This window comes from Janthinobacterium sp. SUN026 (assembly GCF_030397625.1).
Classification (GTDB): Bacteria; Pseudomonadota; Gammaproteobacteria; order Burkholderiales; family Burkholderiaceae_D; genus Janthinobacterium; species Janthinobacterium kumbetense.
Map to the genome: position 1 here is coordinate 347,503 of NZ_JAPQNU010000003.1, position 13,215 is coordinate 360,717.

Below are 13,215 nucleotides of genomic sequence, written 5' to 3' on the forward strand. Positions count from 1 at the left end.
GGAAATATCCACCATTTAATTGCACTGTGCTTATGCGAAAAACGTATAAGCACGCCAAGGATAAGCCGCTTGAACATGCCAGACAGCCTGCCGCCAACGCTATCCGGCGCCGCGCGCATGCTGTGCAGCGCCTATCCCAGCGGCATGCCAGACACGGCATATTTCGCCGTGCTGGCCCTGCTGCATGAACACTTTTCCGACCGCAACCTGGCCGAGCTGATGGCCGCCGTCACGGTCAAAGATGCGGCGACGGTCCTCAATGACATCTATGCCTGCGCCAGCAGCAAGCGGGAGCCGGCTGCCATCGCGGCTGCCAGAAACTTGCTGGCGCGGCACGGCCTGCACGCCGTCTGCGCCGGGGATTAATGCCCGCAGGCAGCGAAATGGAACGCATGGGATAATATCGGGCTCACACAGAGCAACGCGGCCCGAACGCGCCCTCCCCATGACGACTTCTTTCCTGGCACGCTGGCTGCCGCAACCAAACAACGGCAGCCGCCGCGAACAATTGCGCGCCTGCGCGGGCGCCATCTGCGGTCTGTTGCTCACTGGACTCATCTGCCATTTCCTGCTGGCTCCCGACAGCGCCAGTGTCTACCTGATCGCGCCCATGGGCGCCTCCGCAGTGTTGCTGTTCTGCCTGCCAGCCAGCCCGCTGGCGCAACCGTGGTCCGTGGTGGGCGGTAATGTCGTCTCCGGCCTGGTGGGCATGGCTTGCGTGAAGTGGCTGGGATCGAGCGTGGGCGTGGCGGCGCTGGCCGCCTGCCTGGCCATCGGCGCCATGTTTGCCCTGCGCTGTTTGCATCCGCCGGGCGGCGCCGTGGCGCTCACCACCGTGGTCGGCGGCGCCAGCGTGCATGCGGCCGGCTTTGAGTTCGTCTTCATCACCGTGCTGTTCAATTCCGCCGTGCTGGTCGCTTGCGCCGTGCTGTACAACAATCTGACGGGGCGTCGTTACCCGCACATCCAGCAACTGGTGGCACCGCATCCGCACGCCACCCGGGATGACGTGCCCAGCAACCGCCTGGGCTTTTCGCCGGATGACCTCGATGCCGTCTTGCGCCAGCACAGCGAAGTGCTCGACATCAGCCGCGACGATTTGCAAGCCATCTTCCTGCAAACGGAAATGCGCGCCTACCAGCGCCGTTTCGGCGTCGTCACCTGCGCCGACATCATGTCGAAGGATGTGCTCAGCGTGGAATTCGGCACGCCGCTCGATGTTGCCTGGCGTACCATGCGCGAGCACCAGGTGGGCGCCCTGCCCGTGCTGAACCGGGCGCGCCGCGTCATCGGCATCATCACGCAGACGGATTTCCTGCGCCATGGCGGCCTCGACGATTATCAAGGCATGCGCCAGCGGCTGCGCGGCTTGCTGCAGCGCAGCGGCCTGTCCCACGGCGACAAGCCGGAAGTGGTGGGCCAGCTGATGACGCCGTCGCCTCACACGGCCCGCCTGGGCACGCCCATCATCGACCTCGTGCCCCTGATGGCCGACGCCGGCTACCACCATATTCCCATCCTCGACGAGGATGAACGCCTGGCCGGCATCATCAGCCAGTCCGACCTGATGGCGGCCCTGTACGAAAGTCGCTTTGCCGAGGCCGCCGCATGACGCCATTCCAGGCACTGCTGACCGGTCCTGATGGCGGCCCGGCTGGCACGCCCGTCAGCGCACATTTCTTTGGTGCCCAACTGGCCATCGATGCGCCCGGCCACGGTGTCGACGTGGCGCAGCTGATCGTCAGCGTCGGCGGCGTCGACGGACCGGAACTGTTCCTGAACTGGCTCGACGAACAAGGACGGCAAGCGTCGCTGAAGCCGCTCGGCGCGCAGGACATCGCCATCGTCTTGCGCGAAGCGCCGGCGGCGCTGCAGCCGCAACTGCAGCGTTTGTGGGGCGAGCGCCAGCGCAACCAGCGGCAGGTGTCGGGCTGGCTGCTCGGTTTGACGGGCGCCACCGTCGTTGCGGCCGCCCTGCTGTGGTGGCAAGGCGGCCATGCCGTCGGCGCACTGGCGGGGCTGATTCCCCTGTCCACGGAAAAGCAGCTGGGCGAATTGGCCCTGGCGCAAGTGCGCGCGCAAGGCGGCATCAGCGAGAGCGGCGTGGCGCAGCAAACAGTGCAGGAAATCGGCCGCCAGCTGACGACCGGTTCGCGCTACCAGTACCGCTGGCTCGTCAAGCAGGACGACACGGTCAACGCGTTTGCCATGCCGGGCGGCATCATCGTTGTGCATACGGGCTTGCTGCGCCAGGCGGGGGATCCGGGCGAGCTGGCCGGCGTGCTGGCGCATGAAGTGCAGCACGTGGAGCAGCGCCATTCGCTGCGGCAAATGATCAGCAGCCTGGGCTGGGGCGCCCTGGTGGGCGTGACCATCGGCGACATCAGCGCCGTGGCCGCCATGCTGGCGCACCAGGCCGGCACCCTGTATTTCAGCCGCGACATGGAGGAAGAGGCGGATCGCCTGGGTTTGCTGGCCTTGCAGCGCGCGCAGATCCGCCCGGACGGCATGCTGCGCTTTTTCCAGAAACTCGACGACAAGGACAAGGCCAGCGTACCGGGATGGATTTCCTCACACCCGCAAACGGCGGCACGCGCGCAACAGATCCGCAGCCTGATCGCCGCCACGCCCTGCCCTGCCTGCGTCCCCTTGGCCAGCCAGCACTGGCAGGCGATGAAAGCCCTGGTCGCGTCAGCGGACAAATAGCAACATTTCTCCCGCACAATTTGTCCAAACGCACTGGGCAATGGCGTATGCTTACGCCCCGGCTGTTCCTTCTTGAATGGCCACCCCCGACCCCGCCAAGAACGCCTATCAAAACCTACTGCGCGTCGTAATTTGCGGTCTGCGATGCTCACTGTACCTTCGTACAGTTGCGCTTCTCGACCACAACTTCCTTCCGCTCACTACGGTTTTATTAGGCGTTGTAAGCCTCCGTTCATTCCCTCCTTACAAAGGATCTCGCGCATGAAGCATCGTTTTGCCGCCGGCACCCTCGGCACCCTGGCCATCTCCCTGTTGCTCGCCCATGCGCCCATGGCGCAAGCGGCCCAGCCCGCAGCCAAAACCGTGGCCGTCAGCGCGCCCAAAGCGAAGCAGCAGCTGAAAGTGCTGGCCGACCAATACTACGATGCGCTGGCCCGTTTCGAGCCGATCAATGCCACCGAGAGCGGCGACAACCGTTTTGACGACCAGATCGGTTCAGCCATCGTGCCCGCCGCGCGCGCAAAACAATTCGCGCTGTACCGCCAGTACCAGAAGACCCTGCGCAGCATTGCCCGCGCGCAGCTGTCGCACCAGGACCAGATCAACTACGATATCCTCGACTATGAACTGGCCACGGCGCTGAGCTTCGAACGCTTCCCCGAATACCTGTTGCCCTTGAACCAGATGGACAGCATGCCCGTCACCCTGGCCAATTATGCGGGCGGAGAGGCATCGCAGCCTTTGACCACGGTCAAGGAGTATGACGCTTACCTGAGCCGTATCGGCCAGTTGCCGGGCTGGATAGACCAGGCCATCGCCAACATGAAAGTCGGCATGCAAAAAGGCATCGTGCTGCCGAAGGCGCTGACGGAATCGGCCTTGCCGCAATTCAAGAAACTCGTCAGCGCCACGCCGCAGGACAGCGTCTATTACACGCCCATCAAGAACTTGCCGGCCAGCTTTTCCGATGCGGACAAGGCGCGCCTGACGCAAACCTACACCGTCATCATCGAGGCCAAGCTGATGCCTGCGCTGCAGCGCCTGTCCACCTTCATGGAACGCGATTACCTGCCGGCCGGCCGCACGAGCAGCGGCTGGAGCGCCCTGCCCGATGGCGCTAGCTGGTACCAGGCACGCGTGGCCAGCAGCACCACCACGGATTTGAAACCGGAGCAAATCCACGCCATCGGCTTGAAGGAAGTGGCGCGCATCCAGGAACAATACGCGATCGTGGGCCCGAAGATGGGCTACAACGGCCCGGCGGCCGGCTTGCCCGTGTGGGTGTCGGAACAGGCGAAATACCGCCCGTTCAAGACGGAGCAGGAAGTGCTCGACGTCTACCGCAAGCTGAACGTGCTGCTGGACAGTAAATTGCCAGCCCTGTTCACCCTGGTGCCTAAGGCGCCGCTGGACTTGCGCCTGGAACCTGAACTGAGCCGCGACACGGCCGCCGACCACTACACGGCGCCGGCCGCCGACGGTTCGCGCCCGGGCGTGTTCTGGTCCGTCGTCACGGATCCGAAACTGTATGGCGACACGGGCATGACCACGCTGTTCCTGCACGAAGGCAAGCCAGGCCACCATTTCCACCTGGCGCTGGTGCAAGAGATGGATTTGCCGAACTTCCGCCGTTTCGGCGGCAACAATGCCTTCACGGAAGGCTGGGCCCTGTATGCGGAAACCCTGGGCAAGGAAATGGGCCTGTTCGACGATCCGGCCCAGTATTTCGGCCACTTGAACGACGAAATGCTGCGCGCCGTGCGCCTGGTGGTGGACACGGGCTTGCACACCAAGGGCTGGACGCGCGAGCAGACGATCAAGTACATGCGCGACACCCTCGGCTATGACGCCGTGGCGAAAAGCGAAACGGAACGCTACATGGCCTGGCCGGGCCAGGCGCTGGGCTACAAGATCGGTTCGCTGAAAATCGTCGAACTGCGCCAGCGCGCGCAGCAAGCGCTGGGCGACAAGTTCAGCCTGCCGAAGTTCCACGAAGTGGTACTCGGCGACGGCACCCTGCCCCTGAAGCTGCTGGAAGCCAAGGTCGACCGTTGGATCGCGCAGCAGAAATAAGACGCAGCGCCTGAAGGCAAAACGGCAGCGCCCCGGTGGCGCTGCCGTTTTTTTTCGCCGCCGGCGTTTCCAGCTACACCAGCAGCGCGGCGCTCATCGAGTGCACTTCCTCGGCCGATTCGGCCAGGATGCTTTGCAGGGTCTCGTTGTCGATAATGAAATCGATGACGGAATCGGACGGCGTGAGCATTTCCACGTACGTCAGCTGCAAGGGCGACGGCACGGGCGACAGTTGCTTGGCCAACAACAAGGTATCGAGCAGGGAGTCGGGCGGGATGGACAGCAAGCCATCGCGCAAGCCTTCGATGGCTTCGCTCACGGCCAGCGGGATCAGCAGCTTCTTCATGACTTCGCGGGAAATGATCTCTTCAGCGGACTCCATCCAGTGATCCGTATCATCGTCGAGCAAGCCGGGGAACTCGTCGGCACGCGACAGCAAATAGAAGCCTCCCACCTCATGCACGATACCGGCGAACAGCGCCGTGTCGGCATCGACGTGCGTCACGCGGCGGGCCAGCACGTGCGCCAGCGCCGCCACGTGGGCCGTGTGCTCCCACAGCTGGGTCGCCTTCTGGCGCAGGACGGGGTCGATGATCTTGCTGCCGAACTGGCGCACCACCATGGCCGCCACCAGCGCGTACAGATTGCGGTACCCCATGCGCATGACGGCGGCGCGCACGCTGGTCACGGGCGCCGCATCGCCGCGGCTGTACACGGCCGAGTTGGCCAGCGCGACCGTGCGCGCCGCCAGCAAGGGTTCGCCCAGAACCAGCTTGATCGCATGGTCGATATGGCAGTCAGGTTCAGCCAGGGCCAATTGCAATTGCAATGCGGAATTAACACTCGTGGGAAACGTTAATTCTCCCCGTACTGCCTGGGAAACAATTAAACCAAAAGCCTGTAGTTTATTCATCATACGATCAATCCGCCTCAGATATTTTTCCAGCCAAAAATTTCATATGTCAGAAATTAAATGCCAGGCCCGGCCTTTAGAATACAGATGGCGTGTCATTCGCCTGCATGGAAGAATCTGGCAATGCCAGCGCATGCAATTGCGATTCATCGCCGATGACAAACAACTTCGGCTGCTGTAATACCTGCAGCAGAAATGGCTGGCCTTCACGCAGACGCCGGCGATAATCAGCCAGCGTATATAAGTTGGGATTGATTTTACGCCTCAAGGTTCGCTCGGCCGGCGCCAATCCCGTCAACAGATCGCCATAATTGGCTTCTTCGCCCACCAGCAGCAAATCGATGGCGCTGCCAGGCATGTCCTGTCCCTTCGCCGTGGCACCCGACACGAATGCCAGGTGCAACTGGGCACGCAAGGGCGCCAGAGTCATGCTGAGGACGCCAACGATGCCGAAAGTTTTCTGCACCAATCCGCTCAATTCCGGATACACGAGGCTTTCCTTGTTGGGCCAAAAGCGCCGCACATTGCCGATCCGCTCCGACGTGATCAGGCCGGACTCATGCAAGCGGCGCAGTTCCCGTTGCGCCGACGCGCTACCAAGGCCGGTCAGACGCATGATCTCGTTCAAGTGAAAGCCTTCATTCACGCGGACAAACAGCAATCCCAGCAGTTTCTGCTGGGCGGGAGTAAACAGGGCTTGGGCAATCATGCGCCAAATCTTAGCATGAATAAACTGATAATTGGCGTGGCCCGCCATGCCCGGACATTTGCGCAACACGTGTGCCGGCCGCGACCAGTGGCGGCCGTGCTGACGGCACTCGGTATCGCCAGACACGCCACGGCACGCCCCGTAACGGCGCCGAGGAGGAGAATCAATGTGAGTGCTTACTGCAAAGCGAACAGGGAAACAGTAAAAATTTGGGGAAAAAGGAAGGTGATTGAATATGCCCGGCCATCAAAATATATGGATGCCGGACAGATTAATTATATATACCTTGATTCGTTTTAATTTTTTCCCGCAAGCCGATCATAATCAAATCGAGACCCGCATTAAAACGGTCGTCGATTTCCGCATTAAAGATGGCATCCATAGAGGCGAGCACGTGCGGATAATGGTCGGCCGCCATGGCGGCGAAAGCGGCACGCCGGTTCGATAATGCATGCATCGCGGCACTTCCCGGTCCCGTACCTTGCGCTTCCATGACAAAACCGAGCACATAATAGAGCAGCGTAAATGCGCTCCAGCTGGCCAGTTTCTCCGATGCCCCGGCTGCACGCATCGGGCCGATTAACGCTTCGGCGACGCGAAACACGTTTTCCGATATCACATAGGTACCGCCAAAGACGCGCACGCCATCGCGGCGGGCCGATAACGCCGCGCGCAGTTGCGCCGCCACCTGGCGCAACTGCGCTTCCCAGTCCGCATCCGCATCGACGTTCCTTGCCACGTCTTCGATCAGCACGTCGGCCATGCCATCAAGCAAAGCCTGCTTGTTCGCAAAATGCCAGTACAGCGAAGCGGCCTTGATGCCCATCGCGTCGGCCAGGCGGCGCATGGTCAAGCCTTCGATACCCACTTCGTCCAGCAGCTCGAGCGCCCTGGCCACCACGGCTTCGCGTTGAATTTTCATTTTCCTGTCATTTCCCTTGAAACTCTAACGTCGTTAGTTTACCATTTTGCGCAGACTAACAACGTTAGATTGAGAGCGACATGCACAATAGCGATATCGAAGTCATCATCGTCGGAGCCGGCCCCGTCGGCCTGACCCTGGCCTGCGAATTGCGTCTGGCCGGCATCCGCGTGGCCATCCTGGAACGGCGGCCGCAACGCAGCGCGCATTCGCGTGCGCTGACCATCCATGGCCGTACCCTGGAAATGCTGGGCTTGCGGGGCCTGGACCAGCGCTTTGTTGCGCTGGGCACGTCCTTGTCCAGCGGCCACTATGCGGGGCTCGATACCCGGCTCGACTTTTCCGGCTTCGACACGCCCCACCCCTACACCTTGTTCCTGCCGCAAAACACGACGGAACGCCTGCTGGAAGAGCAATTGCTGGAAGACGGCGTGGCAATTGTTCGCGGCGCGCTCGTGGAACAGACACAGCAGGATGACGATGGCGTCACGGTGGCCGGCACGCACGATGGCGCCCCATTCTGCCTGCGTGCCCGTTACCTGATCGGCACCGATGGCGCTCGCAGCCTCGTGCGCCAGCAGGCGGGCATCGCCTTCGACGGCGTGGCGGCCACGTGCAGCATGCTCATGGGAGATGTGCGGCTGCGTCATCCGCCCGCGTCACCGATGCTGTCCCTGACGAACGCGGCGGGTAGCCTGATGATCGTGCCGCTGGGGCAAGACCGCTACCGCGTCATCACCCTGAATGCGCGCCGTCCCCAGGCTGCGGCGGCGGAAGCGGCCACCGTGGAGGAGTTGTCGCAGGCCAGCACGGCCATCGCGGACTACGATTTCAGCCTGCATGACGCCAGCTGGCTGTCGCGCTTCAACGACGAAACACGGTTGGCCCGGCGCTATCGCCAGGGACGCGTCTTCCTGGCCGGCGATGCCGCCCACATCCACATGCCGGCAGGCGGCCAGGGCATGAACGTGGGGATGCAGGACGCGATGAACCTGGGCTGGAAGCTGGCCGGCGTGCTCAAGGGTTATGCACCGGACAGCCTGCTCGACAGCTACCATGCGGAGCGCCATCCCGTTGGCGTGTCGTTGCAGCACAATACCCTCGCGCAAACGGCCATGCTGACGCGTTTTGACGCGCGCACCCTGGCCCTGCGCGCCACCATCAGCGACATGCTGGCGCAACCGGACGTCAACCGCGCGCTGGCCAGCGAGTTGTCCGGCTTTGGCGTGCGCTATCCCATCTCGCTGGGCTCTGACGCGAGCACCGGCAGCGCAGACTGGATCGGCCGGCGCGTGCCCGACTGGCTGCTGCGCCTGGCCGACGGCACGGCCGTGGGCATCCATGAACTGCTGCACGCGGGAAAATGGCTGCAGTTGGTCGTTGGCAATGCCGCGCACGCAGCACAACCGTACCGTTTCGATGCGGCCTGGCTCACTTCGTTGACCATCAAACCCGGCTGCCAGCCACTGGCCGGCATCAAAAGCCTGCTGATCCGGCCCGACGGCTATGCGGACCACGCGGTCTGATTGACTTATCTCAAGACGAAAAAAAACGGCACCCGAAGGTGCCGTTCTTGTCAGCTAGCAGCGCAGATTACGCTTCGTCGCCGTGGTGTTGCTGGGTTTCGATATCCTGCAGCGCTTCGGCAGCTTCGCCAGCCATCGAGGCTTTCTCGGCCAGCAGCAGTGCTTGACGCTCTTCCACTTCCCACGCTTCTTTCTCTTTGCGTGCGCGGTGGAAGGCCAGGCCCGTACCGCCAGGAATCAGACGGCCGACGATGACGTTCTCTTTCAGGCCGCGCAGACCATCGCGCTTGCCCATGATCGCCGCTTCGGTCAGCACGCGGGTGGTTTCCTGGAACGATGCGGCCGAGATGAACGAATCGGTCGACAGCGATGCCTTGGTAATACCCAACAAGACGTTTTCGTAGGTCGCTGGAATCTTGTTCTCAACGGCCATGCGATCATTCTCGTCCAGCAGTTCCGAACGCTCTACCTGCTCGCCAACGATGTAGTTGGTGTCGCCGGCATTGACGATCTGCACACGGCGCAGCATCTGACGCACGATCACTTCGATGTGCTTGTCATTGATCTTCACGCCTTGCAGACGGTACACGTCTTGCACTTCGTCAACGATGTAACGTGCCAGCGCTTCGATACCCAGCAGGCGCAGGATGTCTTGCGGATCGGCCGGGCCGTCCACGATCATCTCGCCCTTGTTCACGACTTGGCCGTCATGCACCAGCACTTGTTTGTCCTTGGTGATCAAGAACTCATGCTTGTTGCCGTCCATGTCCGTGATTTCCAGACGCTGCTTGCCCTTGGTTTCTTTACCGAACGCAACCGTACCCGTGACTTCCGCCAGCATACCGGCATCTTTCGGCGAGCGCGCTTCGAACAGTTCCGCAACGCGTGGCAGACCACCGGTAATATCGCGCGTTTTTTGCGATTCAGTAGGAATACGTGCCAGCACTTCACCAACCGATACCTGTTGACCGTCCTTGACCATGATCAGCGCGCCGACCTGGAAGCCGATCGCCACCGAGTGTTCGGTGCCGGCGATCTTGACTTCTTCGTTCGCGTCGTTGATCAGCTTGACTTGCGGACGCAACGTTTTCGTCAACGAACCGCGACGTTTCGCATCGATCGCCACCAGAGTGGACAGACCGGTCACTTCGTCGACCTGACGGGCTACGGTGACGCCTTCTTCGACGTTCTCGAAACGCACTTGACCGGCGTATTCGGTAATGATCGGGCGGGTCAGCGGATCCCACGTTGCCAAGGCCGTACCGGCCTTGATGACCATGCCGTCCTTGACGATCAGGGTCGCACCGTACGGTACTTTATGACGCTCACGCTCACGGCCATGGTCATCGGTGATCAGCACTTCGCCGGAACGGGAAATGACGATTTGCGCGCCCTTGCCGTTCGTCACGTAACGCATGGTTGCCGTGAAGCGGATGGTACCGTTCGACTTGGCTTCCACCGACGATGCCACTGCTGCACGCGATGCCGCACCACCAATGTGGAACGTACGCATGGTCAGCTGGGTACCAGGCTCACCAATCGACTGCGCTGCCACCACACCGACGGCTTCGCCGGCGTTGACCAGCATGCCGCGGCCCAGGTCGCGGCCATAGCACTTGGCGCACAGGCCGAAGCGCGTGTCGCAAGTCAGTGGCGTGCGAACCTTGACTTCATCGATGGACAGACGTTCGATCTCTTCGACCATGTCTTCGTCCATCAAGGTGCCGGCTTCGTACAGCGTTTCCTGGGTTTCAGGATTGACGACGTCATGCACCACCACGCGGCCGAGGATACGGTCACGCAACGGTTCGATAACTTCACCACCTTCGACCAGTGCCTTCATGACGGCGCCGTTCATGGTGCCGCAATCGTCCTCGATCACCACCAAGTCTTGCGTCACGTCAACCAGACGACGCGTCAGGTAACCGGAGTTAGCCGTTTTCAGCGCCGTATCGGCCAGACCTTTACGCGCACCGTGGGTCGAAATGAAGTACTGCAAAACGTTCAGACCTTCGCGGAAGTTCGCGGTAATCGGCGTTTCGATAATCGAGCCATCCGGTTTGGCCATCAGACCACGCATACCGGCCAACTGACGAATCTGGGCTGCGGAACCGCGCGCGCCGGAGTCGGCCATCATGTAAATGGCGTTGAACGATTCTTGCGTCGACTTGGTGCCGTCGCGGCGGATCACGTCTTCGACTTTGAGCTGGTCCATCATGGCCTTGCCGACTTCATCCGAGGTCTTGCCCCAGATATCGACTACCTTGTTGTAACGCTCGCCGGCGGTCACGAGACCCGAGGCGTATTGCTGTTCGATCTGCTTGACTTCCGATTCGGCCGTCGCGATCAGGGTCACTTTTTGAGGCGGTACCAGCATGTCGTCGACGCAGATCGAGATACCGGCGCGTGTCGCCAGGCGGAAACCCGATTGCATCAGTTTGTCTGCGAACACCACGGTGGCGCGCAGGCCGCACTTGCGGAACGACGTGTTGATCAGCTTGGAAATTTCTTTCTTTTTCAGCGCGCGGTTCAGGACGGAGAACGGCAGGCCTTTAGGCAGAATTTCCGACAGGATCGCACGGCCGATCGTCGTTTCGTAGCGGGTAACCGTTTTCTCGAATTCGCCCGTTTCGGCGTTTTTCGGGTATTCGGTAATACGCACGGTAACGCGGGTCGTCAGTTCGACTTCCTTGTTGTCGTAGGCGCGGATCACTTCCGATACGTCAGGGAACATCATCCCTTCGTTCTTCGCATTGATCGCTTCGCGGGTCGCGTAGTACAGACCCAACACGATATCCTGGGAAGGAACGATCGATGGTTCGCCGTTCGATGGGAACAGGATGTTGTTCGATGCCAGCATCAAAGTGCGTGCTTCCATCTGCGCTTCGATCGACAGAGGAACGTGGACCGCCATTTGGTCACCGTCAAAGTCGGCGTTGAATGCGGCGCAGACGAGCGGATGCAACTGGATGGCCTTGCCTTCAATCAGGACTGGTTCGAACGCCTGGATACCCAGACGGTGCAAGGTAGGTGCGCGGTTCAACATGATCGGATGTTCACGGATCACGTCTTCCAGGATGTCCCACACGACCGGCTCTTGAATCTCGACCAGCTTTTTCGCCGCCTTGATCGTGGTAGCCAGACCCATCAGTTCCAGTTTATTGAAAATGAATGGTTTGAACAGTTCCAGCGCCATCAGTTTCGGCAAGCCGCACTGATGCAGTTTCAATTGCGGGCCCACGACGATGACCGAACGACCGGAGTAATCGACGCGTTTGCCCAGCAAGTTTTGACGGAAACGGCCGCCCTTGCCCTTGATCATCTCTGCCAGCGATTTCAGCGGACGCTTGTTGGCGCCGGTCATCGCTTTGCCGCGACGGCCGTTGTCCAGCAGCGAATCGACCGCTTCTTGCAGCATGCGCTTTTCGTTGCGCGTGATGATCTCTGGAGCACGCAGCTCCATCAGGCGTTTCAGACGGTTGTTACGGTTGATGACGCGGCGATACAGATCGTTCAGATCCGAGGTCGCGAAACGGCCGCCATCCAGCGGTACCAGCGGACGCAGTTCCGGCGGCAGCACTGGCAGCACTTCCATGATCATCCAGTCAGGCTTGATGCCCGAACGTTGGAACGCTTCCAGCACTTTCAGGCGCTTCGCGTATTTCTTGATCTTGGCTTCGGATTTCGATTCCTTCAGTTCCACGCGCAGGGTTTCGGCATCGCGGTGGATGTCGATCGAGCGCAGCAGTTCACGGATACCTTCGGCGCCCATGAAGGCGGTGAAGTCGTCGCCGTACTCTTCGTACTTGGCGGCGTAGTCGTCTTCCGACATGATCTGGCACTTCTTCAGCGGGGTCATGCCTGGATCGGTCACGACGTATGCTTCAAAGTACAGCACGCGTTCGATGTCCCGCAGGGTCATGTCCAGGACCATGCCCAGACGCGACGGCAGCGACTTCAGGAACCAGATGTGCGCGGTAGGCGAGGCCAGCTCGATGTGGCCCATGCGCTCGCGGCGCACCTTGGCCAGCGTGACTTCGACGCCGCACTTTTCGCAGATCACGCCGCGGTGTTTCAGGCGCTTGTACTTGCCGCACAGGCATTCGTAATCCTTGATCGGGCCAAAGATCTTGGCGCAGAACAGGCCGTCGCGCTCAGGCTTGAAGGTACGGTAGTTGATGGTTTCCGGCTTCTTGACTTCGCCGTAGGACCACGAACGGATTTTCTCAGGCGAAGCGAGACCGATCTTGATTGCATCGAAGGTCTCGTTGGTCTGTACTTGCTTGAATAGATCGAGCAGTGCTTTCATGTATCACTCCAGAGGTGATTAAATTTCTATATTCCTGAGACTACATTGCCCGGCGTG

The 13,215-nt window shown here is 61.0% G+C and carries 9 protein-coding genes; 5 read left to right on the plus strand and 4 right to left on the minus strand.

The genetic code is table 11. The features are described from left to right. Window positions 1-69 precede the first annotated feature (69 nt). From OX459_RS16295 to OX459_RS16310, 4 genes are all read left to right on the plus strand, one after another. Window positions 70-366, plus strand: a complete 297-nt coding sequence (locus OX459_RS16295) for a DUF3349 domain-containing protein (protein ID WP_289905825.1) — start codon at window positions 70-72, stop codon at window positions 364-366. Window positions 367-445: 79 nt separating this feature from the next. Beyond that, the gene (locus tag OX459_RS16300; RefSeq protein WP_099665761.1) at window positions 446-1,612 is read left to right on the plus strand and encodes an HPP family protein; all 1,167 of its coding nucleotides are present in this window, start codon (window positions 446-448) and stop codon (window positions 1,610-1,612) included. Continuing rightward, window positions 1,609-2,706, plus strand: coding sequence for a M48 family metallopeptidase (locus tag OX459_RS16305; protein WP_289905826.1), 1,098 nt, complete (start codon window positions 1,609-1,611; stop codon window positions 2,704-2,706). Before OX459_RS16300 ends, OX459_RS16305 begins: the two co-directional genes overlap by 4 nt. Window positions 2,707-2,967: 261 nt before the next feature. Continuing rightward, window positions 2,968-4,779, plus strand: a complete 1,812-nt coding sequence (locus OX459_RS16310; RefSeq protein ID WP_289905827.1) for a DUF885 domain-containing protein — start codon at window positions 2,968-2,970, stop codon at window positions 4,777-4,779. Window positions 4,780-4,852: 73 nt separating this feature from the next. On the opposite strand, the gene OX459_RS16315 is transcribed toward OX459_RS16310, so the two are convergent. The 3 genes from OX459_RS16315 to OX459_RS16325 form a co-directional block, all read right to left on the minus strand. Next, on the minus strand, window positions 4,853-5,692 hold the full coding sequence (locus tag OX459_RS16315) for an HDOD domain-containing protein (RefSeq protein WP_099668278.1): 840 nt from the start codon (window positions 5,690-5,692) through the stop codon (window positions 4,853-4,855). Window positions 5,693-5,768: 76 nt separating this feature from the next. Beyond that, on the minus strand, window positions 5,769-6,527 hold the full coding sequence (locus OX459_RS16320; RefSeq protein ID WP_289905828.1) for an ArsR family transcriptional regulator: 759 nt from the start codon (window positions 6,525-6,527) through the stop codon (window positions 5,769-5,771). A 145-nt stretch (window positions 6,528-6,672) separates the two neighbouring features. Beyond that, window positions 6,673-7,323, minus strand: a complete 651-nt coding sequence (locus OX459_RS16325) for a TetR/AcrR family transcriptional regulator C-terminal domain-containing protein (RefSeq protein ID WP_289905829.1) — start codon at window positions 7,321-7,323, stop codon at window positions 6,673-6,675. 80 nt (window positions 7,324-7,403) lie between these two features. On the opposite strand from OX459_RS16325, the gene OX459_RS16330 reads away from it, so the two are divergent. Further along, the gene (locus OX459_RS16330) at window positions 7,404-8,849 is read left to right on the plus strand and encodes an FAD-dependent monooxygenase (protein WP_289905830.1); all 1,446 of its coding nucleotides are present in this window, start codon (window positions 7,404-7,406) and stop codon (window positions 8,847-8,849) included. A gap of 67 nt (window positions 8,850-8,916) precedes the next feature. Here the strand turns inward: OX459_RS16330 and rpoC are convergent, their stop codons facing one another. Further along, complete coding sequence (gene rpoC / locus OX459_RS16335; protein WP_034753138.1) at window positions 8,917-13,158, minus strand: DNA-directed RNA polymerase subunit beta'; 4,242 nt, start codon at window positions 13,156-13,158, stop codon at window positions 8,917-8,919. Between the last annotated feature and the right edge of the window lie 57 nt (window positions 13,159-13,215).